This is a genomic window from Rhizobium sp. N324 (assembly GCF_001664485.1).
In the GTDB taxonomy this organism is placed as follows: Bacteria; Pseudomonadota; Alphaproteobacteria; order Rhizobiales; family Rhizobiaceae; genus Rhizobium.
The window spans coordinates 1,064,172-1,089,240 of the sequence record NZ_CP013630.1; the positions used below are offsets into that span (position 1 = coordinate 1,064,172).

General features: G+C 62.9%; 22 protein-coding genes. 8 read left to right on the top strand and 14 right to left on the bottom strand.

Features of this window, described 5'->3' with window-relative positions:
- The first annotated feature begins 95 nt into the window (after positions 1–95).
- Entirely contained in the window at positions 96–1,655 is a 1,560-nt protein-coding gene (gene metG / locus AMK05_RS05030; protein ID WP_064837087.1) for a methionine--tRNA ligase, read from the top strand.
- Positions 1,656–2,265: 610 nt separating this feature from the next.
- Here the strand turns inward: metG and AMK05_RS05035 are convergent.
- From AMK05_RS05035 to AMK05_RS05045, 3 genes are read right to left on the bottom strand one after another with little or no spacing between them, the layout of a single operon-like run.
- Positions 2,266–2,829, bottom strand: a complete 564-nt coding sequence (locus AMK05_RS05035) for a biotin transporter BioY (protein ID WP_064841279.1) — start codon at positions 2,827–2,829, stop codon at positions 2,266–2,268.
- Positions 2,830–2,853: 24 nt separating this feature from the next.
- Positions 2,854–3,462, bottom strand: a complete 609-nt coding sequence (locus AMK05_RS05040) for an energy-coupling factor transporter transmembrane component T family protein (protein ID WP_064837089.1) — start codon at positions 3,460–3,462, stop codon at positions 2,854–2,856.
- Positions 3,462–4,136 carry an energy-coupling factor ABC transporter ATP-binding protein gene (locus tag AMK05_RS05045; RefSeq protein WP_064837091.1) on the bottom strand — a complete coding sequence of 225 codons (675 nt, stop codon included), beginning with the start codon at positions 4,134–4,136 and terminating at the stop codon, positions 3,462–3,464. Before AMK05_RS05045 ends, AMK05_RS05040 begins: the two co-directional genes overlap by 1 nt.
- 295 nt (positions 4,137–4,431) lie before the next feature.
- On the opposite strand from AMK05_RS05045, the gene AMK05_RS05050 reads away from it, so the two are divergent.
- Positions 4,432–5,622 carry a winged helix-turn-helix domain-containing protein gene (locus AMK05_RS05050; RefSeq protein ID WP_064837093.1) on the top strand — a complete coding sequence of 397 codons (1,191 nt, stop codon included), beginning with the start codon at positions 4,432–4,434 and terminating at the stop codon, positions 5,620–5,622.
- Positions 5,623–5,791: 169 nt separating this feature from the next.
- Here AMK05_RS05050 and ribB read toward each other — a convergent pair whose 3' ends face one another.
- From ribB to AMK05_RS05065, 3 genes are all read right to left on the bottom strand, one after another.
- Positions 5,792–6,895 carry a 3,4-dihydroxy-2-butanone-4-phosphate synthase gene (gene ribB, locus AMK05_RS05055; protein ID WP_064837095.1) on the bottom strand — a complete coding sequence of 368 codons (1,104 nt, stop codon included), beginning with the start codon at positions 6,893–6,895 and terminating at the stop codon, positions 5,792–5,794.
- A gap of 8 nt (positions 6,896–6,903) precedes the next feature.
- Entirely contained in the window at positions 6,904–8,001 is a 1,098-nt protein-coding gene (aroC, locus tag AMK05_RS05060; RefSeq protein ID WP_064837097.1) for a chorismate synthase, read from the bottom strand.
- Positions 8,002–8,152: 151 nt separating this feature from the next.
- Positions 8,153–11,326 (bottom strand): bifunctional diguanylate cyclase/phosphodiesterase, encoded by a 3,174-nt coding sequence (locus AMK05_RS05065; protein WP_064837099.1) that lies wholly within the window; start codon positions 11,324–11,326, stop codon positions 8,153–8,155.
- A 241-nt stretch (positions 11,327–11,567) separates the two neighbouring features.
- Between AMK05_RS05065 and AMK05_RS05070 the strand changes: the two genes are divergently transcribed.
- Positions 11,568–11,828 carry a DUF1344 domain-containing protein gene (locus tag AMK05_RS05070; protein ID WP_049736051.1) on the top strand — a complete coding sequence of 87 codons (261 nt, stop codon included), beginning with the start codon at positions 11,568–11,570 and terminating at the stop codon, positions 11,826–11,828.
- A gap of 188 nt (positions 11,829–12,016) precedes the next feature.
- Here AMK05_RS05070 and AMK05_RS05075 read toward each other — a convergent pair whose 3' ends face one another.
- The 4 genes from AMK05_RS05075 to AMK05_RS05090 all read right to left on the bottom strand — a co-directional run bounded on the left by AMK05_RS05075 (position 12,017) and on the right by AMK05_RS05090 (position 15,538).
- Positions 12,017–12,607, bottom strand: a complete 591-nt coding sequence (locus AMK05_RS05075; protein WP_064837101.1) for a histidine phosphatase family protein — start codon at positions 12,605–12,607, stop codon at positions 12,017–12,019.
- A 21-nt stretch (positions 12,608–12,628) separates the two neighbouring features.
- The gene (gene fabI / locus AMK05_RS05080; protein ID WP_049736024.1) at positions 12,629–13,447 is read right to left on the bottom strand and encodes an enoyl-ACP reductase FabI; all 819 of its coding nucleotides are present in this window, start codon (positions 13,445–13,447) and stop codon (positions 12,629–12,631) included.
- 122 nt (positions 13,448–13,569) lie between these two features.
- Entirely contained in the window at positions 13,570–14,790 is a 1,221-nt protein-coding gene (locus AMK05_RS05085; RefSeq protein ID WP_064837103.1) for a J domain-containing protein, read from the bottom strand.
- A 289-nt stretch (positions 14,791–15,079) separates the two neighbouring features.
- On the bottom strand, positions 15,080–15,538 hold the full coding sequence (locus tag AMK05_RS05090; protein ID WP_064837105.1) for an RT0821/Lpp0805 family surface protein: 459 nt from the start codon (positions 15,536–15,538) through the stop codon (positions 15,080–15,082).
- 65 nt (positions 15,539–15,603) lie between these two features.
- Here AMK05_RS05090 and pdxH point away from each other — a divergent pair, with 65 nt between their 5' ends.
- Positions 15,604–16,224, top strand: a complete 621-nt coding sequence (gene pdxH, locus AMK05_RS05095) for a pyridoxamine 5'-phosphate oxidase (RefSeq protein WP_003584693.1) — start codon at positions 15,604–15,606, stop codon at positions 16,222–16,224.
- A gap of 6 nt (positions 16,225–16,230) precedes the next feature.
- Here pdxH and AMK05_RS05100 read toward each other — a convergent pair whose 3' ends face one another.
- Complete coding sequence (locus AMK05_RS05100) at positions 16,231–17,268, bottom strand: polysaccharide deacetylase family protein (RefSeq protein WP_064837107.1); 1,038 nt, start codon at positions 17,266–17,268, stop codon at positions 16,231–16,233.
- 215 nt (positions 17,269–17,483) lie between these two features.
- Between AMK05_RS05100 and AMK05_RS05105 the strand changes: the two genes are divergently transcribed.
- The gene (locus tag AMK05_RS05105; protein WP_064837109.1) at positions 17,484–18,764 is read left to right on the top strand and encodes a D-alanyl-D-alanine carboxypeptidase family protein; all 1,281 of its coding nucleotides are present in this window, start codon (positions 17,484–17,486) and stop codon (positions 18,762–18,764) included.
- A gap of 126 nt (positions 18,765–18,890) precedes the next feature.
- A complete protein-coding gene (locus tag AMK05_RS05110; protein WP_064837111.1) occupies positions 18,891–19,208 on the top strand; it encodes a pyrophosphatase in 318 nt (105 codons plus the stop codon).
- 6 nt (positions 19,209–19,214) lie between these two features.
- On the opposite strand, the gene AMK05_RS05115 is transcribed toward AMK05_RS05110, so the two are convergent.
- From AMK05_RS05115 to AMK05_RS05125, 3 genes are all read right to left on the bottom strand, one after another.
- Positions 19,215–19,706, bottom strand: a complete 492-nt coding sequence (locus AMK05_RS05115) for a GNAT family N-acetyltransferase (protein ID WP_064837113.1) — start codon at positions 19,704–19,706, stop codon at positions 19,215–19,217.
- Between the two features lie 17 nt (positions 19,707–19,723).
- Positions 19,724–21,139: a metalloprotease TldD gene (gene tldD, locus AMK05_RS05120; protein WP_064837115.1), complete on the bottom strand. Its 1,416-nt coding sequence runs from the start codon at positions 21,137–21,139 to the stop codon at positions 19,724–19,726.
- A gap of 314 nt (positions 21,140–21,453) precedes the next feature.
- Positions 21,454–22,119 (bottom strand): invasion associated locus B family protein, encoded by a 666-nt coding sequence (locus AMK05_RS05125; protein WP_171899750.1) that lies wholly within the window; start codon positions 22,117–22,119, stop codon positions 21,454–21,456.
- A 316-nt stretch (positions 22,120–22,435) separates the two neighbouring features.
- On the opposite strand from AMK05_RS05125, the gene coxB reads away from it, so the two are divergent.
- Both coxB and ctaD read left to right on the top strand, forming a co-directional pair.
- Positions 22,436–23,320 carry a cytochrome c oxidase subunit II gene (coxB, locus tag AMK05_RS05130; RefSeq protein WP_064837119.1) on the top strand — a complete coding sequence of 295 codons (885 nt, stop codon included), beginning with the start codon at positions 22,436–22,438 and terminating at the stop codon, positions 23,318–23,320.
- Between the two features lie 17 nt (positions 23,321–23,337).
- The gene (gene ctaD, locus AMK05_RS05135) at positions 23,338–25,044 is read left to right on the top strand and encodes a cytochrome c oxidase subunit I (RefSeq protein WP_064837121.1); all 1,707 of its coding nucleotides are present in this window, start codon (positions 23,338–23,340) and stop codon (positions 25,042–25,044) included.
- The last annotated feature ends 25 nt before the right edge of the window (positions 25,045–25,069 follow it).

Sequence of the window (25,069 nt, forward strand, 5' to 3'; positions counted from 1 at the left end):
TGCGTCCATAATGCACAAGCGACCGCCCTCGAGGCGGTTTTTTCATGGGTCGATCCGTCTCGCTGGCGAAAAATAGCCTTCGAAAGGAAACGCCGATGAACGAGATCTACATCACCGCCTCTATCCCCTACGTCAATGCCGCCCCGCATGTGGGCTTTGCCCTCGAGCTCGTCCAGGCCGATGCCTACGCCCGTCATTTCCGGCTTCTCGGCCACGACGTCAGGCTTCAGTGCGGGACCGACGACAACAGCCTGAAGAATGTCAGGTCGGCGGAAGCCGCAGGACTGCCCGTGGAGGAATTCGTCGATGCGAATGCAGACCGGTTCGAGCGCCTGGGCCGCCAACTCGATATCTCCAACGAGGAATTCGTGCGGACCTCCCGCGATCCCCGGCACGCTGCCTGCGTCCATGTCTTGTGGAGAGCATGCGCTGAAAATGGCGACCTTTACCGCAAGGCCTATGAAGGCCTCTACTGCGTCGGCTGCGAGCAATTCTACGAGCCATCGGAACTCGATGACGGGCGCTGCCCGGAACATGGCATTGCCCTTGAGGTCGTCCGCGAGGAGAACTGGTTTTTCCGTCTCTCCCGATATGGCGGCCGGCTTCTCGAACTCGTCGAGACCGGCGAGCTTCGGATCGTTCCAGCCCATCGGCGCAACGAGATCCTTGCCCTGCTGCGGCGCGGCCTGACCGATGTCAGCGTGTCGCGCAGCGCCGAACGGGCGCGAGGCTGGGGCGTTCCGGTTCCCGACGGCGAAGAGCCGAGTGGAGGTGAGGTCGTCTACGTCTGGTTCGATGCCTTGGCGAACTATCTCACAGGCCTGGGGCACGGGTCCGATCGGGCGCTCTTGCAGCGCTATTGGAACGGCGGAGACCGCATTCATGTCGTCGGCAAGGGCATCTCAAAGTTCCATGCCATCCACTGGCCGGCCATCCTGCTCTCCGCCGGCCTGCCGCCTCCATCGTCGATCCTGGTGCACGGCTACGTCACGCTGGACGGCAGGAAGATCGGCAAGTCGGCCGGCAACGGCATCGATCCGGAAGGCATCATCGACGCCTACGGAACGCCGGATGCACTGCGATATTACCTGCTCAGGCATATACGCTCGGGAGATGATGGCGACTTCTCCGGCGAACGTATCGAGGCCGCATGGTCGGGAGAGCTCGCAGGCCAGCTCGGAAATCTCGCCAACCGGGTGCTTGCCCTTCTACATCAGTCGTTCGACGGCATCGTACCGCCCGTGCCGAACAGCGAGTTCGTGCAGCAAGCCGCCCGCCTTCCGGGGAAGGTGGCGGAGGCTTTCGAGGCCTACGAGCTCCATATCGGCCTCGCCGACATTTTTGAGTTTGTCGGCGAGGCGAACCGGCGGTTTACAAAGCAGGCGCCATGGGCGGATGCGAAAACGCTGCTTGGTCATACCTCTCCGCAGGATCGCAAGGCGACCGCCGAACGTCTCGGCGCCTGCCTGGCCGAGCAGGTCTACGGCCTTGCGACCGTTGCCCGCTGTCTACTCCCGTTTCTACCGGGCTCGGCCGCAGCGCTGCATTCCAGGCTGGGAATAGCGTCTCCTCGTCTCTATCGGGATACTCTAGTCGTGGCAGGGGTCAAAGCCGCCCCGCACGCCGTGCTCTTTCCCCGAAGGGCGACAGCTTGAATCAAACCCAGCGCCGGCTTTGGGTGTAGCGCAGAGTCGGGGCCGCCCGGCGGTGACAAGAGAGGGCGTTTTGACGCGATCCCGGATGTCATAAAAGTTTCATATTGGAGCAATTGCCGGGATCGGCAAAATAATCTATTATTTCAATAGGGAAACAGGATTTCCCGATGCAAACGAAAGGATACTGATTGGACAAATTTTACGCGGATGGCTTGTTCATTACCTGCTTCATCCTGTTTGCCGTGATCTCCGTCACTAGCAATAAGTTGGGCAGTGATGGCGATGGCGATGGAGCTGGAGCGGGGTACGATGTCTCACATGGCAGCGACTGCCACGGTGGCGGCTGTGACGGTGGCGACGGAGGAGGTGGAGATGGAGGAGGAGACTAAATCAAACTGAAATCGATAGAATGCCCGACCGCCTCTAGGCGGTTTTTTGTTGCCCGGATTCCAGGTCATGCCAAGATCGCAACGAAGACAGTCCCTTATCCCACGTTATAGAGACGCGTGGCTCGCCTCCTATATCGAGCGATGGATATTGCGCGCGCCGTCAACGCAAAATGGCCGCCTTCTGACGAAGACGGCCATTGCGAGCATTTGCGAAGGGACGGTTACGCGCGCGCCGGCAGCAGGGGATAGCCGACCATGACGGCGCGGCCGAGCAGGGCTGCGACGAAAGCCTTGATGACGTCGCCTGGAATGAAGGCCATCGAGCCGACGAAGGCTTTGGTGAAGCCAAGGCCGGCGATGGTCGCGAGATAGGCGATGCCGAAGGCATAGAGCACGACGACCCCGCCGACCATGGCGGCGAGGAAGAAGCTCACGGTCTGCACCAGGCCGGATTGGCCGTGGTTGACCAGGCGCTCGCTGAGATAGCCGGTGACGAAGGCGCCGAAGATCCAGCCGACGAGGAAGCCGGCCGACGGCGAGGCGAAGATGGCAAGGCCGCCGCGGCCGCCGGAGAGCACCGGCAGGCCGATGGCGACGAGCAGCAGCACGATCAGCACGGCAATCGCGCCGCGGCGGGCGCCGAGCACGACACCGGCCATCATGACGCCAAGCGATTGGGCGGTGATCGGCACCGGAATGAAGCCGAGCGAAATCGGCGGCAGCAGGCCGAGCGCCACGATGATCGCGGCGAAGAGGGCGGTAAGGACGAGGTCGCGGGTGCTCATCATGAACTCCGTGGTTAAAATTGGTTAACTTCCATGCCGTCGAATGCGGCGCGCGTCAATCGCCGCGGCGACATTATCCGCATCCCTGAGCGTCAGGATGATCAGCGGCGCAAGCAGCGTCGTCGGCCGAGCCGTCAGCCCGCGCGCCTTGTGGGCCTCGCGGATCGCCTGATAACGGCCGACAATATCGGGCACGAAACGCAGGACGAGCCCGAGCGACAGGCCGATATCGTCGGCCTGCACCCAGCCGGTGCGCTCCAGCGGGCGGGCGAGCGCCGTCACCTCGTCGATGAAGGCGGTGATCGACGTCGTCGCCGTCACGGCGGCGGCAAAAAGCATCAGCGCCGTCAGCCGCAGCACCGGCACGAGTGCGGCCTGCCAGGAATTGAAGAGGAGATTGAAGAGCGCCACGACCACAATGGTCAGGAAGACCGGCCGCAGCCGCCGCAGGCCCTCGCCGAGCGGCAGGCCGGTCGTGCGGTAGACGACCGCCGTCAGCACCACCAGGCCGCAAAGCAGGGCGATGTTCTGGCTGATGAACAGCACGATGCCGAAGACCGCAAGCGACACCAGCTTGATTCGCGGCGAAAGCCGGTGCATCGGGCTGTTGCCTTCGACATAGAGCGATTGCATCAGGCGGCGATCTCCCTGTAGCGGGCGATCGCCTCGGTCGCCGGCGCATCGGCGGCGAGCCGCCCTTGATGAAACACCAGCACCCGCTCGAAATCGGCGATCAGTTCCAGATCATGGGTGATGACGATGGCGCTTTCCGGCAGCCCGGCGATAATCCGCTCGACCAGTGCCCGGTTCTTCAGGTCGAGTTGGTTTGTGGGTTCGTCGAGGATGAGAATGCCGGGTCCCGTCACCAGCACCGAGCAGAGGGCGGCCACCTGCAGCTCGCCGCCGGAAAGCTCATGCGCCCGGCGGTCGGCGAGCGTCTCGGCGCCGAAGCGGGCGAGCACGCCCTCGACCTTCGCCTCGATCTCCGCCTTGCTGAGACCGTGTCGCTTCAGCCCGAAGGCGATGTCGTCCCGGACGATCGGCAGGATGATCTGGTTCTGCGGCGACTGGAAGATGAAGCCGACATCGACTGCGGCAGCCTTCTCATCGGCCGTGTCGCGGCCGTTGACGGTGACACGTCCGACCGTCGGCTTGGTCAGTCCGTTGATCAGCCGCGCAAAGGTGGTCTTGCCCGAGCCGTTCAGCCCGATGACGCCGATGCGTTTGCCGCTGATGCCGAGCGTCAGCGGCTCCAGCGCCACCCGCGCCCCGAAACTGACCCCGGCGCCTTCGAATCGTATGTCCAAACCAGTTCCTCGCATCCGGCCTTCAATGGGCAGATCTGCGAAGACCAGCCCCTCATCCGGCTGCCGCCACCTTCTCCCCGTAAACGGGGCGAAGGGGATATGCCGCGACCTCTCCGTTCCCCGCCGACGTCTCGCAAGGCACGTCCCCTCTCCCCGCGAGCGGGGAGAGGGTTAGGGTGAGGGGCAGCCATTCGCGCCAACCTGACAGCAGCGCTTCTATACGGGTAATCGAGGGTGATGAAGAGCAAATCTCGATATCGGGTGGCTAGGAAGATTTTCCGCGTTATGATGCCCCATGACGAATCTGCTCTCCAATGCCGACGCCCGCCGGGTCTTCCTCGCCAAGCAGGGCCTCAGCACGCCACCGAACCGTGCCCTGACCAAGGAGGGCCTGCTGCAGCTCATCCGCGAGCTGGGTTTCGTCCAGGTGGACAGCATCCAGACGGTGGAGCGGGCGCATCACCAGATCCTGTTTTCGCGCAACCAGACCTACAGGCGCGAACATCTGACCGCGCTGCTCGAAAAGGACGGCACGCTGTTCGAGCACTGGACGCATGACGCCTCCATCCTGCCGAGCGCCTTCTTCGTCTATTGGAAGCACAAGTTCCGCCACCAGGAGAAGGTCATCATCGAGCGCTGGCGCAAATGGCGCGGCGAGGGTTTCGAGACGGCGTTCGAGGAGACCTACGAGCGCGTTGCGCGCGACGGCGCCATCCTGGCGCGCGACATCAAGGCCGACGGTCACGTTTCCGGCGGCTGGTGGAACTGGCATCCGAACAAGACGGCGCTCGAATATTTCTGGCACACCGGCAAGTTCGCCATCGCCGGCCGCTCGAATTTCCAGAAGATCTATGATCTCACCGAGCGCGTCATTCCGGCCGAATTCCGCGAGCCGGAGGTGAGCCGCGAGGAGTTTATCGACTGGGCCTGCCGCAGCGCCCTCGGCCGCCTCGGCTTTGCCACCCATGGCGAGATATCGGCCTTCTGGAGCCTCGTCTCGCCTGACGAGGCCAAGGCCTGGGTATCAACTCATCGCGACGAACTGATCGAGGTCCTGATCGAACCGGCGCTCGGGGCCAAGCCGCGCCCCTCCTGGGCCTTTGCCGATTTCCTCTCGACGCTCGACAGCTACCCCGGCGCACCGCCGCGCATCCGCGTGCTCAGCCCCTTCGACCCGATGATCCGCGACCGCAACCGCACCGAACGCCTGTTCGGCTTCTTCTACCGCATCGAGATTTTCGTGCCCGAACCGAAGCGCGAATATGGCTATTACGTCTTCCCGCTGCTCGAAGGCGACAGGCTGATCGGCCGCATCGACATGAAGGCGGACCGGAAGAAATCGACGCTCGATGTCAGGCGGCTCTGGCTGGAGCCGGGCGTGAAGGCGTCAGCGGGGCGGCTGGAGCGGCTGGAAGCGGAGCTGGAGCGGGTGGCGCGGTTCGCGGGTGTGGAGAAGGTGGTGTTGCTGGAAAGGTGGAGAGGATAAAACCCCTCCCCAACCCCTCCCCACAAGGGGGAGGGACTAACTCGCGGCCGGGTCTTGCGACCAAAATACGCTGCCACAAGCTGCATCGTCGGGGATGAAATGCGACGGCGCCACAGGATAGTCCCTCCCCCTTGTGGGGAGGGGTTGGGGAGGGGACTTTCTCCGAGCCTCAGCAGATCTCCGTCTTGCTGATCTTGATCCCGAAACCTTCCAGGCCGACATAGTGGCGCTCGCGGCTGGTCAGCAGCTTGATCGAGCTGACGCCGAGGTCCTTGAGGATCTGGGCGCCGAGGCCGATTTCCAGCCATTCGCTGTCGCGGGACTGGGCTTCGGCATGGGCTTCGCGGCCCTGGTTGCGGGCCTTGCGGCCGTTGTCGTGGTGGCCGACGCCGACCGAGCCCTCGCGCAGATAGACGATGACGCCGCGGCCTTCCTCGGAAATCTTGTGCATGTAGAAATCGACCGGGCTGTTCTTGCCGAACAGATCCTCGGCGACATTTTCCGGATGCAGGCGCACCGGGATGTCGACGCCGTCGCGGATATCGCCGAAGACGACGGCGAGATGCTGCATCGGGTCCCAGGGCAGCGAATAGGTGTGGGCCTTGGCCTTGCCGAAGGCCGTGTCGATATCGAAGCTCGCGCCATGCTCGACCAGCGTTTCCTTGCGCTGGCGATAAGCGATGAGATCGGCGACGGAGACGAGCTTCAACCCGTGCTTCTCGGCGAAATCGACGACCTGCGGGCCGCGCGTGACGGTGCCGTCATCATTGACCAGTTCGGAGATGACGCCGATCGGCGGCAGGCCGGCAAGCTTGCAGAGGTCGACGGCGGCTTCCGTATGGCCGGAGCGCATCAGCACGCCGCCTTCGCGCGAAACCAGCGGGAAGATGTGGCCGGGGCGGACGAAATCGGCGGCGCCGACATTCGGATTGGCGAGGTTGCGCACCGTCAGCGTCCGGTCGTCGGCCGAGATGCCGGTCGTCGTGCCGTGCTTGAAATCGACCGAGACGGTGAAGGCGGTCGTATGGGCCGAATCGTTTTCCGCCACCATGGCGTTGAGGTTGAGGCGTTTCGCCTCCTCCTTCGGCATCGGCGCGCAGACGATGCCGGAGGTGTGGCGCACGATGAAGGCCATCTTCTCCGGCGTCGTGTGCACGGCGGCGACGATCAGGTCGCCCTCGTTTTCGCGGTCATTGTCGTCCATGACGACGACGATTTCACCGGCCTCGAAGGCCCTGATGGCGTCGACGACGCGTTTCTGATCGTAAGACATGGACGCTCCTATTTCAGCCGGCCGGTCTGGCCGCGGTCGCGAAGATAATGATCGGCGATGGCGCAGGCGACCATCGCCTCGCCGATCGGCACGGCGCGGATGCCGACGCAGGGGTCGTGCCGGCCCTTGGTGCGGACATCGACATTCTTGCCGTCGGCATCGATCGACTGGCGTTCGGTCAGGATCGACGAGGTCGGCTTGACGGCAAACCGCGCCACCACCGGCTGCCCGGTCGAGATCCCGCCGAGAATACCGCCGGCATTGTTGGAAAGAAAGATCGGCGTGCCGTCATTGCCCATGCGCATCTCGTCGGCATTGTCTTCGCCCGATGTTTCGGCGGCGGCAAAACCATTGCCGATCTCCACGCCCTTGACGGCGTTGATCGACATCAGCAGTGAGGCGATGTCCTGGTCGAGCTTGGCATAGATTGGTGCGCCGAGACCGGCCGGCACGCCTTCGGCGACCACTTCGACGACGGCGCCGATCGACGAGCCGGCCTTGCGGATGCCGTCGAGATATTCCTCCCACACCGGCACGATCGCCGCATCGGGGGAGAAGAACGGGTTCTGGCCGACCTGGTCCCAGTCCCAGTTGCGCCGTTCGATCTTGTGCTTGCCGATCTGCACCAGGGCGCCGCGCACGGTCACACCGGGCACGACGAGGCGGGCAATGCCGCCGGCGGCAACCCGTGCCGCGGTCTCGCGCGCCGAGGAGCGGCCGCCGCCGCGATAGTCGCGAATTCCGTATTTCAGATCATAGGTAAAATCGGCGTGGCCGGGGCGGTATTGCCGGGCGATCTCGCCGTAATCCTTGGAGCGCTGGTCGGTGTTTTCGATCAACATCGAGATCGGCGTGCCGGTTGTCGTCATCGTCTCGCCGTCGGCGTCGAGCATGACGCCGGACAGGACCTTCACCAGATCGTCCTCGCGCCGCTGCGTGACGAAGCGGGATTGTCCGGGCTTGCGCTTGTCGAGCCAGACCTGCAGGTCCGCGAGCGTGAAGCGCAGCCCCGGAGGGCAGCCGTCGACGACGCAGCCGAGCGCCGGACCATGGCTTTCGCCCCAGGTGGTTACGCGGAAGAGGTGACCGAATGTATTGTGCGACATGTGTTCCCACGGTGGCGCGCCAAAGCCGGCCGCGCCATTGCTTGAAAAGGCGCGACACTCATAGGCCAAAAAACCGTCGAGGCAAAAGCCTTTCTTTGCGTCAAACCGGCAGCGGCGGAAATGCTGTTCCGTCCCTGTCAGAGGAAGCCGGTCAGGATGCCAGCCGCCATCCCGTTCCGGTGGCCTCGGTGGTGAAATCCTCGAAGGAGAGCGGCCGTGAGAAGGCATAGCCCTGCAGGATGTCGCAGCCGAGATCGCGCAACAGTTCGGCATGGGCCGCCGTCTCAACGCCTTCGGCCACCGTCTCGACGCCGAGCGAGCGGGCAATGTCGATGATCGAGCGGACCAGCGCCCGTTCCTGCGTGGCGCCGACGATCGGCTGCACCAGCTGGCGATCGATCTTCAGCCGCTTGGGCTTCAGCTTCAGCAGGCTGACGATCGAAGTATGGCCGGTGCCGAAATCGTCGATCTCGATATCGATGCCGAGCGCCTTGATGCGCTCGAGATTGTGCGAGGCGACATCCTCGCTCTCGTCGAGGAAGATCGATTCCACCAGTTCGAAGGAAAGTTCGCCGGGGCGGATATGCAGGTCGGCGAGCGATTCCAGCAGGCTGCCGTCATGCAGCCGCCGCGCCGAGACATTGACCGAGACCTTGGGCACGGCAATGCCCAGCGCCGTCCAGCGCATCCTGTCGCGCAGCGCCGTTTCCAGCACGATCCGGTCGAGCATCTGCACGACATTGATCTCGTCGGCGATGCGCAGGAACCGGTCGGGCGCAAGCCACCCCTTGGACGGATGCTTCCAGCGCACCAGCGCCTCCACCCCTGTCAGTTCCATCGTCCGGGCGGAGAATTGCGGCTGATACCAGGCGGTGAATTCGCCATTGTCGATGCCGGCGAGGATCTCGTCGGCGGTGCGTTTGGTGTTGACGATATCGGCCTGGAGATTGTGGTTGAAGAATTCGAAGCGGTTGCGGCCCATGCTTTTGGCGCGGTAGAGCGCGATATCGGCATTGATCAGCACCTTGCGCGCATCGACATGAATGCCGTTGGCAAGTGCGATGCCGATCGACACGCCGCAGCGGCAGGCAAAACCCTGGAAATCGATCGGCTGGCGCATCTCCTCGATGATCCTGGCTGAAAGCTCGGCCATCTCCTGATCGCCGACATCGACGGCGAGGATGACGAATTCGTCGCCGCCGATGCGCGCCACGAGATCGCTGCCGCGGACATTCTTGGCGAGCACCTTCGAGGCGTGCACCAGCATCGCATCGCCGGCGGCATGGCCGAGCGTGTCGTTGATCTCCTTGAAGCGGTCGAGGTCGATGTGCAGGATCGAGAATTTCTGCCGCTGCCGGCGGCCGTCATTCGTCAGCTCTTCCAGCGCGATATCGATCTTGCGGCGATTGGCGAGCGCGGTCAGCGGGTCGTGCAGCGAATTGTGCTCGATCCTGTTTTTGGCAAGCTCGAGCTCGATATTCTTGGCCACGGCCTCGTCCTTGGCCGCCTTCAGCCGGATCGTCATCAGCACGTCTTCGGTGGCATCGAAGGCGATGCCCATGATCTTCATCTCGCCGGTCCCCGTCTGGTGGACCTTGCCGACCGAGCGCACATAGCGCACCGCGCCGTTATCGACGATCACCCGGCAGACCAGGGTGTGGGTATCGCCGTTCTTCTTGAAGTAGCGGGCGCTTTCGAGCGCCAGGCCCCGATCCTCGGGGTGGATGCAGCCAAGCCAGGTCTCCTCGGTCATGAAGCCGTTGCGCGGCGCAAGCCCGTAGAGTTCGTGCATGCGCTCGTTCCAGATCGAGCCGCCCCGGTCGGGCCGTGCTTCCCAGATGCCGCATTGATAGGAATTGAGCGCCAGGTCGAGCCGGCTCGACAGTTCGGCCAACTGCCCCTCGCGGCTGGAAAGCTCTTCAAGCGCCAGCTCCAGCTCGGCATTCTTGACCTCGCTCATATCTTTCGCCTTGCGTAGCGTGTCGGTCGTCTCCGCATCGACGGTCACGTCCCAGACGATGCCGATCGTCTTGCTGACGCCGCAGGCATCCGTATAGAAGGCGCCGACCGAGCGCAGATGCCGGATTCCGCCATCGGCAAGCAGGATGCGGTATTGCGCCGTGCAGGCGGTGCCGGCGATGCTGCAGCTGAAGAAATGCACTTCGGCAATGTCGCGGTCCTCGGGCAGGATCGCCGCCAGCCATTCGTCGAGCGCCCGGCTGCCCTCCTGCGCCGGCTTGCCGTGCAGCGCCGCGGCGCGCGCATCCCAGAGCAGGCTGCTCGAATGATCCTGCAGTTCCCAGATGCCGATATTCGAGGATTTCAGCGCCAGATCGAGCCGCTGCGACAGTTCCTTGAGTTTCGTCTCGCGCGTCTCCAGCTCGGTGATGTTGCGATTGCGCTCGCCGAGCAGGAGGGTGGCGAAGAAGATCGGGATGATGATGATGCAGCCGGCGGCAAGGACGATCAGGCGCAGCTCGGTTCGGTTTTCCGGTATCGCGTTCCAGCCGCTGTTGGGGACGACGGAGAGTTCCCACTTGCCGCCGGCAAAGCCGATCTTCTGGCGCATCGGATTCTTGCCGTCGATCTCGGACGACCCGAAGAACGGTGCGGCTGTCGCACCCCTCGCCGGCGAGCCGATATCCCGGATGGCGATCGAAAGATGGTTGAGATGCGGAAAACGTTCCCGGTTTTCGCGGTCGCGCGCCGGCATCAGCCCGGTCGCCTCGTAGAACATTTGCTGGTCGATGACGAGCTCGACTGCCCCCCAGAGCCGCCGCTGGCCGTTCTCCTTGACGAAGACCGGGAAGAATATGGCAAAGCCGTCCCGGCCGTCGGTGCGGACAGGACCATAGAAGCGCGCCGACAGATCGGCGGCCGCCGGCGTCATCGCCTGGCGTGAAAACAGCGTTGCGCGCACGTCGCGGCCGATCTCCTCATTACCGGGTAGCCTGGGATAGACGTTGTCGATGATGAAATCCGGTGCGACGGCGATGTGAATGAAGGACGGATTCTGGATCAGCAGCCAGTTGATCTGCCGCTCCATCTCCTCTCCGTTTGCGGCGCTGACGGAGATCAGATTGGCAAGGTCGCGGACCATGCTGAGGTCCATATTGATCTCAGCCATCACCCGGGCGCGGATGAGGTTCGCCTCGCTTTCGGTGCGGATATGAAGTTCGCGCCCATAAGATTGAGTATTGGCTCGGTCGAGGCCGAAGCCGACCATGATGACGACAAGGGCGACAAGCGATGAAACCAGAAACGAGACGCGGGTATTCTTCAACACGCGCCGTAACTGCTTGTTGTCGCTCAGCCTGGATAACAAAACGAAACTCCCATCTTCCGGGCGACTTTAGGGCGTGGGAGTTAATTTACGATTGCCCCGAGACGATGCCAAAAATCATGGGAAGGGAAAATCAGCGGTTAACGCTATGTCTTGATTATATTTAAAATCCTATTCATCAATTAGGCGGAAAAAGCCATTCTTACGGGCAATTTTCGCCATATTCAGGAGGCTATGTGTGGCCAGTCATATTCTCGTGCAGCGTTTCAAAAGGATTGCCGCCATGCGTTTCGTCGTCGCCACGCTTTTGGCAACAGCAAGTTTCCTGTCGCCGATGAGCGGTTTTGCCGAGAGCGCCGATGTCGAGGCGACGATCAAGAAGGTCGACACCGCCAATCTCGTGCTGACGCTTGATGACGGCAAGACCTATCAGGCGCCCGAGGAATTCAATTTCGACGGGCTGGCGGCCGGCGTGAAGGTCATCGTCTTCTACACCGAAGTCGACGGCAAGCGCGTCATCAACGATCTCGATATCGTCAAGTAAGGCCGCTTCTGGAGAATGGTAAGGTGAGGTTCGCGCCAATGGCTGCCCCTCACCCTAGCCCTCTCCCCGTAAACGGGGCGAGGGGACGTGCCCTGCGAGACGCCAGTGGGGAACGAGAGGTTGCGGCACACCCCCTTCGCCCCGTTTACGGGGAGAAGGTGCCGGCAGGCGGATGAGGGGCAGGCGCCCTACAGCCAGACGATCGTCCGCTCGCCGGTGTCGATCCTGACGATCTGGTCCTGTGGGATGCCGCCTTCCGCCGCACTGCTCTTCGGCAGGTCAGCGATCATCTGGAACAGTGTGCGGATGACGCCGCCATGGGTGACGCAGACGGTCGGGCGGTCGACGGATTGCAGCCATGAGCCGGTGCGCCAGGAGAGGATCTCGTAGCTTTCCGCGTCGTCGCCGGGCGGGATGAAATCCCATTTCGAGGCGTTGCGTTCGGCCACCCGCTCGCGCTGCGTCGCCTTCAGCTCCTTGAGCGTCGAGCCCTCCCAGTCGCCGAAGGAAATCTCCACCAGTCTCGGATCGGTGCGATAGGCAAGCGGCGGCAGGCCCATGGCGGCGCGGACGATTTCCATCGTCGCGCGCGTGCGCCCGAGCGGGCTTGCGACGAAATCGAATGCATCGACCGTGTCGCCGAGAATTTCGCCAAGCGCCAGCCCGTTCTGCCGGGCCTGTTCCAGGCCCGTGGCATTCATCGGGATATCCTTCTGGCCCTGCAGGCGGCGCTCGGCATTCCAGTCGGTCTGACCGTGTCTGATCACGTAGATAAGCACGGGTCTCGGCTCCGGAATGCTTCAGTCCTTGACGACCGAAATGTCGGGCGCGTCGACCGCTTTCATGCCGATGACATGATAGCCGCTGTCGGCATGGTGGACTTCGCCGGTGACGGAGCGCGACAGGTCCGACAGCAGATAGAGGCCGACATCGCCGACTTCTTCGATGGTGACGGTCCGGCGCAGCGGCGCGTTATATTCGTTCCATTTCAGAATATAGCGGAAATCGCCGATGCCGGAGGCGGCGAGCGTCTTGATCGGGCCGGCCGAGACGGCGTTGACGCGGATGTTCTGCGGTCCGAGGTCGACGGCCAGATATTTGACGCTCGCTTCGAGCGCGGCCTTGGCGACGCCCATGACGTTATAGTTCGGCATCACTTTTTCGGCGCCGTAATAGGTCAGCGTCAGCATGGCGCCGCCATCGGTCATCAGCTTCTCGGCGCGGCGTGCGACCGAGGTGAAGGAATAGACGGAAATCTGCATCGTCTTGGCGAAATTGTCGGCCGAGGTGTCGACGTAACGGCCGGTCAGCTCGTCCTTGTCGGAGAAGCCGATCGCGTGCACGAGGAAATCGATCTTGCCCCAGAGCTTTTCGACGTTTGCGAAAACCTCGTCGATGGTGGCTTCGTCGGCAACGTCGCAGTGGCCGACCAGCGTCGCGCCGATTTCGGCGGCGAGCGGCTCGACGCGCTTCTTCAGCGCATCGCCCTGGTAGGTGAGCGCGACTTCTCCGCCCTGCGCATGAATGGCCTTGGCAATACCCCACGCAATCGAGCGATTGTTGGCGACACCCATGATGACGCCGCGTTTGCCTGCCATGAGGCCGGATGCTTGAGCCATATTTCGCTCCCTAGGAATTCTGATCGATCCTGCCTATGGCATAGGCCGTTAATCGGTTCAAGCTTGGCCTGGATCATCAACTGTTAGGTATCGTAACAAAGGGTGCGAAAGTCATAAATATTTCACAGGAACAGGCCTTCGCGCATGCTCCGCATGAGATCGGTGACTTTGTCGTCGGGCTTTTCCCACAGGATAATGCGCAATTCGACGACGAGATCGCCCCTGCCGCCCTCTTCGCGGGGCAATCCCTGGCCGGGGATTTTGATCGTCTTGTCAGAGCCGGACCACGCTGGGATAGTAACGTTGAGCGGCCCGCTCAGTCCCTCGATGCGCGCCTCGGTGCCGAGCACGGCATTTTCGATGCTGAGCGGCAGCACGGCATGCAGATCGAAACCGTCGACGGTGAAGCGCGGATCGGGCGCAATGCGAATGTTGATGACGGCATCGCCCCGCTGCATGCCCGGCAGCTTGAAGCCCTGTCCCTTGAGCCGCAGCTCGTGACCATCCTTGGTGCCGGGCGGCAACGCGAAACCGATCTCGCGACCCTCCGGCAGTGAGGCGGTAATCCAGCCGCTCTTCAGCACGTCGTCGATCGTCACCGTCGCCGTCGCCACCTCGTCGGGTGCTTTTTCGAGGCCCGTATCCTTGGCGCCGGTGAACCGGCGCACCAGGGATGTCAGGATACTGAGCGGCAGGGGCAGGTTGGCGCCGGCATTGCCTGCCATCTCAGCGGCGTCTTCGTCGCCCCTGGTGTCGGCCTCCGCGGCATCGCCATCCACGCGCCTGCCGGCCTCGCTCGCCTGCTGGCTCTGGGTCTGTTGGTTCTGGGCCTGCTGATTCTGGCTCTGCTGATTTTGGGCCTGCTGATATTGCGCCTGCTGCGCGCGGCCCTGCGCCTGGCCGCCGCCGGCAGCGCGTGCCTGGGCGCCGAAAATGCGCTCGACCATCTCGTCGGCCGGCTCGGCCGATCCTGCCTGTTGTCTGGCGCTCTCGGCCGCCGCCTTCTGGGCGGCGCGTGCAAGCTCTTCCATCACCCGCTCGGCATTGGCCTGCGCCGCCTTGGCGCGCACGGCAGCCTCACGCGCAGCCTGGCGCTGCTGCATGATCGTCTGTTCCTGCTTCTTGGTTTCCGCCATCCGCACCGCATTGTCGAACAGGCTGCGTTTGCGCGGGTCCTTCAACGTTTCATAGGCGCGGCCGATCTCGGCGAACCGGGCCGTCGCCGTCGGGTCGCCCTGATTGTGGTCGGGATGGGCCGATTTGGCCATGTTGCGCCAGGCCGCCTTGATCTCGTCTGCCGCCGCGTCGCGTTTGACGCCCAGAATTTTATAAGGATCGCGCATGTCAAACCGCCGGTGTTGCGATGCGGGAAGCCACGTCCTTGCCCGGCATCCCGAAATTCCAAAATCAAAGCCAATATCAACTCGTCACGTGCCATCCCGCCCCAACGGCATGGACAGCCACTCTCAACCCCGATCGTGCGCGGGAGTTGCTAATCACTTCTTATTTCTATGGAGAGATGTGGAGTGTTTTGCGCCGAATGGTTAGCTCTTTGCTAAGCATTCGGCAGAGAGCCGTCAGGCGTTAACCTGTCGGGCCGGATCGGCTCCCAATCAGCTTTCCCGCCGGAAATTAACTTTCCGGCTGGAAGCTTAGGAGCTGCCAGTTGCCGCCGCCGACGAGGCAAGTCTTGCCGTAGAATTTGGCGATGCCGACATAGGAATGCCGCGTCGTGCGGAACTGGCGGCAGACCTGGCCTGATTCGTTGTTCTCGACGATCGTATCGATGACGCCGGCACTGCCCGTCGATGCATTCGCCCAGGGAAGCGGCTGGCCCTCGAGCCTTTGCACATCGGCCGAGGTCACGGCATTGCGCACGGTCATCTCGTCCGACAGCGTATCGGTGCTCGGCGGCGTCTGCGGCACGGTGCCGGTTGCCACCGACCGGTCGACCTTGGCTTCACTGAGAAAATCCATGCCGCCTGCCAGGCAGCCGGAAAGCGAAAGCATGGCAACGCCGATGACGAAGAACGCGCAGCTGCGTTGCCGCAGGCTCTTTGTATGGCGATATGACTTTGCTATGACTTCCACCCTGCATCCTGTCCAGTTATCAAAAGCTGGGCGAGTTTTGAATAATCCGGGGCATTTGAACCAATATGTCGGCAAACGAGTTAACAAGCGGTGACTTTACCGAAAGTGGCGAACCCTTCAAGCTCTTTGCCGAATGGCTTGGAGAAGCGGAGGCTTCCGAACCCAACGACCCGAATGCCGTGGCGTTGGCAACGGTCGATGAGGATGGTCTTCCCAATGTCCGCATGGTTCTCCTGAAGGGATTCGACGAAGACGGTTTTGTCTTCTACACCAATTTCGAGAGCCAGAAAGGCCGTGAAATTCTCGGCCAGAAAAAGGCCGCCATGTGCTTTCACTGGAAAAGCCTGCGCCGCCAGGTCAGGCTGCGCGGCCCGGTCGAGATCGTCACCGACGCCGAAGCCGACGCCTATTTCAAGACGCGGGCCCGCGGCAGCCGCATCGGCGCCTGGGCTTCGAAACAATCCCGCCCGCTCGAAAGTCGATTCGCGCTTGAAAAGGCGGTGGCCGAATATACCGCCCGTTATGCCATCGGCGAAATTCCGCGCCCCGCCCACTGGTCGGGCTTCCGCATCCGGCCGACCTCGATCGAATTCTGGAAGGACCAGAATTTCCGCCTGCATGACCGCATCGAATTTCGCCGGCCCTTGCCGGAGGGCGCATGGGACAAGGTCAGGATGTATCCGTAAGTGGCGCTATTTGCCCATCAGCTTCAGCGGAATGCCGGAGGCAAGGGCTGAGACGTAGCGTCGCTTCTGGTAGAAGCCGTTCAGCGAAATGCGGCTGAGATAGCCGGTTTTCCGCGCCAGCGGCAGGCCCGGCTGGGTGGTGACCGCAAGCTGAAAGCCGAGATTGCGGGCAATTGCTGCCTCGCGGCTGGTCGCCGTCTCCGGCGTGCCGTAGGGATAGGCGATCGTCTTGGGGCGGATGCCGGTCACCACTTCCACGTAATCGGCCGAAACCTGCATTTCTATCCGCGCTTCGGCTTCCGACAGGCGGGCCAGCGCCCGGTGGCTGATCGTATGGGCGCCGAGTGCGGCGAGGGGATGGGCCGCCAGCCATTGCAGATGACCAGGACCCATCACCAATTCGCGGGTGATATCGGTCGGCTCGATGCCGTTTTCCCGTGCCAGCATGTCGATCGCGGCAACGGCGCGCGCCTCGTCGGAGCGGTGGATATAGGCGGCGAATCGATCGAAGGCAGTCCATTGCTGCTGCGGATCGTCGAGCGGCAGGCGCTCGCTGCCGCGGCCGAAATCGAAGCGGAGTTCGCTTGAGCGGCGCAAGAGCACGGCGAGCGTCTCCCACCAGATGCTGTGCGAGCCCTCGGCAAAACCCTTGGCGACGAATACCGTGAACGGCGCCCGATGCTGTTCGAACACCGGCAGCGCGTGCTCCAGATTGTTGATGTAGCCGTCGTCGAGCGTGAAGGCGGCAAACGGCTTTCCGGCCTCGGGCTCGGCCAGCAGCGCCGGCACCTGATCGAGCGGCACGAAGCGATAGCCCTCCCGCCTCAGCCGCCGCAGCGCCGTATCGAGAAAGCCGGGGGTGATTTCCAGATGCGCATTCGGCTCGAAAGCCTCCGGCACGTGCGGGCGGACATGATGCAGCGTGAAGACGACGCCGCGTCCGCGGGCTTGACGCATCAGCCCGGCGGCGGCGATGAGCCAGGAAACCTCGAGCCCGGCGCCGATTGCCGCGCGTTTTGCCAGTCGCTTGAATTGTCCCGCCATGCGCCGTCCGTTGCCTTTTTCCGGAGACTAGCAAACGCGGCTTAAGCCTTGCTGAATCCCGATTTCGCACGGGACTTTTCATTTCCTGTTAACCAAGGCGATGAAAAGACTAGAAAAATGGTAGGAGTTGCCTCAAAGTCGCGCCAAACTTGCCGCTTCTGTCACATTACGGCACAAAGGCCGATCCTGTCCGCCGACGCATCAAGGGGAACTGCATGAGAACGCTTCTGGCGGCTGTTTTGACCGTAACGCTGGCCATTTCGGCGCCTCTTACGGCCTTGGCTGGCAGCGCTTCATTGATCCTCGATGCCCGCACCGGCAAGGTTCTCGCCGCCGAGAACGCCGATACGCTGAACCATCCAGCCTCGCTGACCAAGATGATGACGCTCTATCTCACCTTCGAGGCTCTGAAGCGCGGCAAGATCGGCTGGGATACGCCGATCAAGATGTCGAAATATGCCGCCGCCCGGCCGCCGACCAAGCTCGGCGTCAAGGCCGGCGGCACGATCACGGTGCGCGAGGCGGTCTATGGCATGATCATCAAATCCGCCAATGATGCCGCCGCCGCCATGGGCGAGACGCTCGGCGGCTCGGAAAGCGGCTTTGCCCGGATGATGACGGCCAAGGCCCGCCAGCTTGGCATGAGCCGCACCGTCTTCGTCAACGCCTCCGGCCTGCCGGACGGCCGTCAGGTCACCACCGCGCGCGATATGTCGACGCTCGCCATCGCGCTGATGAAGAATTTCCCGAACGAATACCGGCTGTTTTCGGCGGCAAGCTTCAATTTCCGCGGCCGCACCGTGCGCGGCCACAACAATCTCATGTACCGCTACCAGGGCATGGACGGCATCAAGACCGGTTACACCAATGCCTCCGGCTTCAATCTCGTCAGCGCCGTCAAGGACGGCAACCGCCGCGTCGTCGGCGTCGTGCTCGGCGGCCGCACCGCCCGCAGCCGCGACGCCAAGATGGCCGGTCTGCTCGACCGCTATCTCGGCCGTGCCTCCTCTTCCGGCGGCGCCAAGCTGGTGGCGAGCGTCGGGGCCAGGGAGCCTGTCGAAATCGCCTCCGCCGCCGATTCCGATGTTCCGGTGCCGCTGAGCGCGCCGCGCCCGGCCGACGATCTTGCCGCAAAGAGCCTGGCCTATGCCGATGACGCCGTCGTGCCATTGGAGCGTCCGGTCGCGATGGACGAAATCCTGAACGCCGGCAAGGCGCCGAAAATGTCGGCAGACAAAGCCGATGGTGACTGGCAGATCCAGATCTCGGCCGCGCCGAGCGCCGATGCGGCGCGTGCGCTTCTCGCCCAGGCAAAGTCGGAGGGCGGCGCGCCGCTCAGTTCCGCCTCGCCCTATACCGAGGCAGTCGGGACGGGCGCCAACAAGATCTATCGCGCCCGCTTCGTCGGCTTCGCCAGCAAGGATGCCGCCGTCTCCGCCTGCGATGCACTGAAGCAGCGCTCCTACGATTGCATGCTGCTGCCGGACCACGGCTGATCGCCGCAGCAATTCAAAGTGTTACAGCGTCCTTGAGTCTGAACAGACGCGCGGCGCTCTAAGACAATCGACTCTGGACAAGCATCGGGAATCAGCGTCTTCTCCATAAACAAAAGGAGAACGCTGATGTTGCGTCGTCTTGCCGATCAGTTCGAAACCTCATCCGCCACCTATGCCGCGGCCAACGGCATCGAGCGTGACCCTGACTGGTTTCTCCTGAAACTGCAGGAGGAGGTGGGTGAACTCACCCAGGCCTGGAACCGTGTCACCGGCCGCGGGCGCCGCAGGGACCGAACGCCGGAACAACTCCACCGCGATCTCGCCGACGAAACCGCCGACCTGCTCGGCCACATCCTGCTCTTTGCCCGCCGCAACGATATCGATCTGGCCGCGGCGATCGAACGGAAGTGGCGGTTCCAGCCGGCGGAAGTATCGAAGAGCTGAGGAAGATCAGCCGACCTTGTAGCGATAAAACTTGGTGTCCACCGCCATCAGCGGAAACGAGCGGGGCAGGGCGGTGTTGGCGATCTCGGTAAAGCCGTTCTTCTCGTAGAAGCGATGGGCGGCGACAAATTTGTCCGTGGTGCCGAGGAAGATATCGGTGAGGCCGGCATCCCTGGCATGGGCGAACAGGCGATCGAGGAGCAGCGCCGCCACACCATGCTCGCGGCCGCGCACCGCGGCGGCGACGAACATCTTGCGCAGCGCCGCCTGGTTGTTGCCGATATCCTTCAAGCCCAGCGTGCCGACGATGGCGCCGTCCTTGACCGCGACCCAAAACTCTCCCTTGCCGGACTGGTAGAAATCCGGGATCACCCTGAGGTCCGGCTGCGCATCGGCGGTGATGTCGATGCCGAACTCTTCGCGCTGGATCGGCAGGATCACCGAAAGCACGGCATCGGCGTCGCCTTCCGCAAAACGCCTGATCTCGACCTCCGCCATCACGGGCTCCTTTCGCCTCAGGTCTGCGTGCCGCCGACCGTCACCTGATCCATGCGCAGATGCGGCTGGCCGACGCCGACCGGGACCCATTGGCCGGCCTTGCCGCAATTGCCGATGCCGGTATCGAGCTTCATGTCGTTGCCGATCATCGATACCCGCTTCATCGCATCCGGGCCGTTGCCGATCAGCATCGCGCCCTTGATCGGCGCGCCGACCTTGCCGTTCTCGATCAGATAGGCTTCGGTGCAGCCGAAGACGAATTTGCCGGAGGTGATATCCACCTGGCCGCCGCCGAAGGAAACGGCATAGATGCCCTTCTTCACCGAGGCGATGATTTCCTCGGGCGTCTTGTCGCCGCCGAGCATATAGGTGTTGGTCATGCGCGGCATCGGCACATGCGCATAACCCTGGCGGCGGCCGTTGCCGGTTGGCGCCATGCCCATCAGCCGGGCATTCTGCCGGTCCTGCATATAGCCGACGAGCTTGCCGTTCTCGATCAGCACGTTGTAGCCCGACGGCGTTCCCTCGTCGTCGATGGTAATCGAGCCGCGGCGGTTGTCGATCGTGCCGTCGTCGACGACGGTGACGCCGGGAGCGGCGACCATCTGGCCGAGCAGGCCTGCAAAAGCCGACGTCTTTTTGCGGTTGAAATCGCCTTCCAGCCCGTGGCCGACGGCCTCGTGCAGCATCACGCCCGGCCAGCCGGAACCGAGAACGACGTCCATGGTGCCCGCCGGCGCATCGATCGCCTCGAGATTGACGAGCGCCTGGCGCAGCGCCTCGTCGGCGCCGTACTGCCAGCTGCCCTCGGCGATGAAGTCGCCGAAGCCGATCCGCCCGCCGCTGCCGTAGGAGCCGCTTTCCTGCCGATCGCCTTCGCCGACCATGACCGAGATGTTGATGCGGGTCATCGGCCTGATGTCGCGCACGCGATGCCCGTCGGCGCGCAGGATGTCGACCACCTGCCAGCTTGCCGCGACCGAGGCGGTCACCTGCCGCACCTTGTCGTTCTTGCCCCTGAGATAGGCGTCGATATCCTGCAGGACCTTGACCTTTTCCTCGAAGCTCGGCTGGCCGATCGGGTTCTGGTCGCCGTAGAATTTCTTATTGGTGCCTTGCGGGGCTGCCGCATAGGAGCCGGAATAGCCGCGCGTCACCGCGCCCACGGCATCCGCCGCCCGCTTCAGCGCCGCCACCGAAAGATCGCCGGCATGGGCAAAACCGACCGCTTCGCCGGCAACGGCGCGCAGGCCGAACCCCTGCTCGGTGTTGAAGCTGCCGCCCTTCAGCCGGCCATTGTCGAAGGTCAGCGCCTCGGCCTGCGCATGCTCGATAAACAGCTCGCCGTCATCGGCGCCGGCGAGCGCCTCGGCGACCAGACCACGCATCGTGGCTTCGTCGGCATCGAATAGCGTCAGGAGATCGGTGGTCATGGTCTGGCTCCAATGGGCATGCGTGCGGAAATGCGCTTACGCATCTAGATAGGGCTCCCAATGATAAGGAGTGAAGCCCTGCTGTCGAATTTTCTTTGTGGGAGAGGTTATCTTGGCCTCGTGCGACACCGTCCGGTTCGTGCGGATGCTGCCCCTCACCCTAACCCTCTCCCCGTAAACGGGGCGAGGGGACGTGCCCTGCGAGAGGTATGCGAGGGACGGAGGGGTCGCGACAATCCCCTTCGCCCCGCAAGCGGGGAGAAGGTGCCGGCAGGCGGATGAGGGGCGGACCCGCGGCAGGCCGCCAGCTGCCCTTACGGCAGCGCGTCGAAACCTTCGGCGAAGCCCTTGAGGTCGACGGGGATGCCGATGCCTTCTTCGGGGGTCTGGAAGACGATGAAGGTTGCCTGGGCGCCGCTGCGGAAGGTCTTCAGCAATTCGTCCTCGAGCACCACCTCGGCATAACAGCCATCGGCGAAGCAGCGCACGAAATAGGCGCGGCCGATATCCTTGCCATCGACATTGAGGCCGAGGCCATTCGGCAGGAGCACGCCGAGCGGTGCCAGCACCCGCAGGATCTTCGACTTGCGGTCGGCGGTCTTCAGCACGACGACGGAAAGCCCGACCTCGGGCCGATCCTCGGCGATGACGTTCTGCATCAGCGCGCATTGTTCGGTCGAAGCCCCTGCCGGCTTGTCGCAGACGACCGACCATGCGCCGTGATTGGATTTCACCGTGCCCGGTGCCTGCGGCTGGGTCTGGCCGGGTGACACCTGGATATTCGGATTGGCCGCGTTCGGCTGCTGCGGCGTCGCGCTCGGAGCGGGAGCAGGGGCCGCAGCCGGCGGCTTGGCCTGCGCCGGCGCCGGTTGCTGCTGTGCGAAAACGGGCGTCGTCGCTGCGGCCGCGATGCTGGCAGTCACGAGAAGCGCCTGCGCGAGGGAACGGAAACCCATGGAAACCTCTGGATATCGAATCATTGCGGCTATTGTTGAAGCTGCCCACCAAAAATGAAAAGCCCCACCCCGTGAAAACCGGGGGACTGCGGCGGAAATTGGACCTTTCGGCAAGAATGTGCGGCGCGCGGATTGGCCGGAAAGCCGATTTTTCATATGCTGATGAAAAACTTGGGATGTTTTGCCCTTCCGGCCTGCCTATGCTTTCAGCAAAAATGCCGCATAGACAATTGCTCTGACCTGTTGCGGCAAATGCCAAACTGTGGTTTGAAGCGCTGAAGATGGCAAGGATTCTGCGTTCTATTCTGCAGGTCAAGCGCTCGAGGGAGATAATAAGGTGATGAAGAAGGCTTATGCAGCCCTGACCACGCTGGTCTGTCTGCTTTTTGCTTCCGGCACATATGCCGACCAGCCAATGCCGTGGCAGGCGACGCTGCAGCCGGCGGCAACGCCGATCATGCGGGAAATCCACTGGTTCGAACAATATACCCTGTGGTTTATCGTTCCGATCACGCTCTTCGTTCTGGTCCTGCTCATCGTCGTCTGCGTCAAGTTCCGCGCCAGCGCGAACCCGGTCCCCTCGAGGACGAGCCACAACACTATGATCGAGATTGCCTGGACCGTGGGGCCGGTCCTGGTGCTGCTTCTTCTCGCCATTCCTTCGTTCAACCTGCTGACGGCGCAGCTGACGCTGCCCGAAAACCCCGATGTGACGATCAAGGCGACCGCCACCCAGTGGCAGTGGAACTATGAATATGAAGGTTCGGGCGACAGCCCGCTGGCTTTCGACAGCTATCTCTTGAAGGATCAGGACCGCGCTGCCGCCGGCAAGGAAGACAAGTCGGTTTATCCCAGGCTTCTGGCCGTCGACAACGAACTGGTGCTGCCGGTCAACAAGACGGTCCGCGTTCTCGTGACCTCTGCCCCGACCGACGTCATCCACGCTTTCGCCATGCCGTCCTTCGGCGTCAAGATCGACGCCGTGCCGGGCCGCCTGAACGAGACCTGGTTCAGGGCCGAGCGCGAAGGCCTGTTCTATGGCCAGTGTTCCGAGCTCTGCGGCAAGGACCATGCGTTCATGCCGATCGCCATCCGCGTCGTCTCCGAGGACAAGTACAAGCAGTGGCTGACGACGGCCGCCAGCGACTTGCCCGGCGCCTACAAGACACTCATGGCTGCAACCGACGGTCCCGCAAAGACCCTCGACGTCGCCGAAGCACAGTAATTAAGGGGATCGGGACAATGGCTGGACCTTCCGCTCACGACGATCATTCTCACGGTCATGCCCATGATGACCACGCCCATGATCATGACCACGATCACGGGCACGGGCACAAGCCGAGCTTTGTCAATCGCTGGCTGTTTTCGACCAACCACAAGGACATCGGCACGCTCTACCTGATCTTCGCGATCATCGCCGGCATCATCGGCGGCGCGCTGTCGGTGGCGATGCGCATGGAGCTGCAGGAGCCTGGCATCCAGATCTTCCACGGCCTGGCCTCGATGGTCTATGGCTATGAGGGCGATGCCGCGATCGACGGCGCCAAGCAGATGTTCAACATGTTCACCACCGCGCACGCGTTGATCATGATCTTCTTCATGGTCATGCCGGCGATGATCGGCGGCTTTGCCAACTGGATGGTGCCGATCATGATCGGCGCGCCCGACATGGCCTTCCCGCGCCTGAACAACATTTCCTTCTGGCTGATCGTTCCGGCCTTCGCGCTGCTGCTTCTGTCGATGTTCGTCGAAGGCCCGGCAGGCGCCTACGGCACCGGCGGCGGCTGGACGATGTATCCGCCGCTGGCGACAAGCGGCACGCCCGGACCGGCGGTCGATCTGGCGATCTTCGCGCTGCACATTGCCGGCGCCTCGTCGATCCTCGGTGCGATCAACTTCATCACCACGATCCTCAACATGCGCGCTCCCGGCATGACGCTGCACAAAATGCCGCTGTTTGCCTGGTCCGTGCTGATCACCGCCTTCCTGCTTCTGCTGTCGCTGCCGGTTCTGGCAGGTGGCATCACCATGCTGCTCACCGACCGCAACTTCGGCACCTCGTTCTTCTCGCCGGAAGGTGGCGGCGACCCGATCCTCTACCAGCACCTGTTCTGGTTCTTCGGTCACCCCGAGGTTTACATCCTCATCCTGCCGGGCTTCGGCATGGTCAGCCACATCATCTCGACCTTCTCGAAGAAGCCGATCTTCGGCTACCTCGGCATGGCCTACGCCATGGTCGCGATCGGCGCTGTCGGCTTCGTCGTCTGGGCCCACCACATGTACACGGTCGGCCTGTCGCTCGACGCGCAGCGCTACTTCGTCTTCGCGACGATGGTCATCGCCGTTCCGACGGGTGTGAAGATCTTCTCCTGGATCGCGACGATGTGGGGCGGCTCGATCTCGTTCCGCACGCCGATGCTCTGGGCGATCGGCTTCATCTTCCTGTTCACGGTCGGCGGCGTCACCGGCGTCCAGCTCGCCAATGCCGGTCTCGACCGCTCGCTGCATGACACCTATTACGTCGTGGCCCACTTCCACTACGTTCTGTCGCTCGGCGCCGTCTTCGCGATCTTCGCCGGCTGGTACTACTGGTTCCCGAAGATGACCGGCTACATGTACAACGAGTTTGTCGGCAAGCTGCATTTCTGGGTGATGTTCATCGGCGTCAACCTGGTGTTCTTCCCGCAGCATTTCCTCGGCCTCGCCGGCATGCCGCGCCGCTACATCGATTATCCGGATGCCTTTGCCGGCTGGAACTATGTGTCCTCGATCGGCTCCTACATCTCGGCCTTCGGTGTGCTGATCTTCCTCTTCGGCGTCTTCGAAGCCTTGGCCAAGAAGCGGCTCGCCGGCGACAATCCGTGGGGTGAGGGTGCAACGACGCTCGAATGGCAGCTGCCTTCGCCGCCGCCCTATCACCAGTGGGAACAGCTTCCGCGCATCAAGTAATTGCGCGGGTGTCAGGACGCCGTAT

Coding starts and splice junctions, on each gene's coding strand:
- AMK05_RS05110 (WP_064837111.1), top strand. CDS start 18,891: ATGTTGCGTCGTCTTGCCGATCAGTTCGAAACCTCATCCGCCACCTAT.
- AMK05_RS05070 (WP_049736051.1), top strand. CDS start 11,568: ATGCGTTTCGTCGTCGCCACGCTTTTGGCAACAGCAAGTTTCCTGTCG.
- AMK05_RS05125 (WP_171899750.1), bottom strand. CDS start 22,119: ATGATTCGATATCCAGAGGTTTCCATGGGTTTCCGTTCCCTCGCGCAG.
- tldD (WP_064837115.1), bottom strand. CDS start 21,139: ATGACCACCGATCTCCTGACGCTATTCGATGCCGACGAAGCCACGATG.
- AMK05_RS05040 (WP_064837089.1), bottom strand. CDS start 3,462: ATGCAATCGCTCTATGTCGAAGGCAACAGCCCGATGCACCGGCTTTCG.
- AMK05_RS05115 (WP_064837113.1), bottom strand. CDS start 19,706: ATGGCGGAGGTCGAGATCAGGCGTTTTGCGGAAGGCGACGCCGATGCC.
- AMK05_RS05050 (WP_064837093.1), top strand. CDS start 4,432: ATGACGAATCTGCTCTCCAATGCCGACGCCCGCCGGGTCTTCCTCGCC.
- metG (WP_064837087.1), top strand. CDS start 96: ATGAACGAGATCTACATCACCGCCTCTATCCCCTACGTCAATGCCGCC.
- pdxH (WP_003584693.1), top strand. CDS start 15,604: ATGTCGGCAAACGAGTTAACAAGCGGTGACTTTACCGAAAGTGGCGAA.
- fabI (WP_049736024.1), bottom strand. CDS start 13,447: ATGGCTCAAGCATCCGGCCTCATGGCAGGCAAACGCGGCGTCATCATG.
- ctaD (WP_064837121.1), top strand. CDS start 23,338: ATGGCTGGACCTTCCGCTCACGACGATCATTCTCACGGTCATGCCCAT.
- AMK05_RS05085 (WP_064837103.1), bottom strand. CDS start 14,790: ATGCGCGATCCTTATAAAATTCTGGGCGTCAAACGCGACGCGGCGGCA.
- AMK05_RS05105 (WP_064837109.1), top strand. CDS start 17,484: ATGAGAACGCTTCTGGCGGCTGTTTTGACCGTAACGCTGGCCATTTCG.
- AMK05_RS05035 (WP_064841279.1), bottom strand. CDS start 2,829: ATGAGCACCCGCGACCTCGTCCTTACCGCCCTCTTCGCCGCGATCATC.
- coxB (WP_064837119.1), top strand. CDS start 22,436: ATGAAGAAGGCTTATGCAGCCCTGACCACGCTGGTCTGTCTGCTTTTT.
- AMK05_RS05100 (WP_064837107.1), bottom strand. CDS start 17,268: ATGGCGGGACAATTCAAGCGACTGGCAAAACGCGCGGCAATCGGCGCC.
- aroC (WP_064837097.1), bottom strand. CDS start 8,001: ATGTCGCACAATACATTCGGTCACCTCTTCCGCGTAACCACCTGGGGC.
- ribB (WP_064837095.1), bottom strand. CDS start 6,895: ATGTCTTACGATCAGAAACGCGTCGTCGACGCCATCAGGGCCTTCGAG.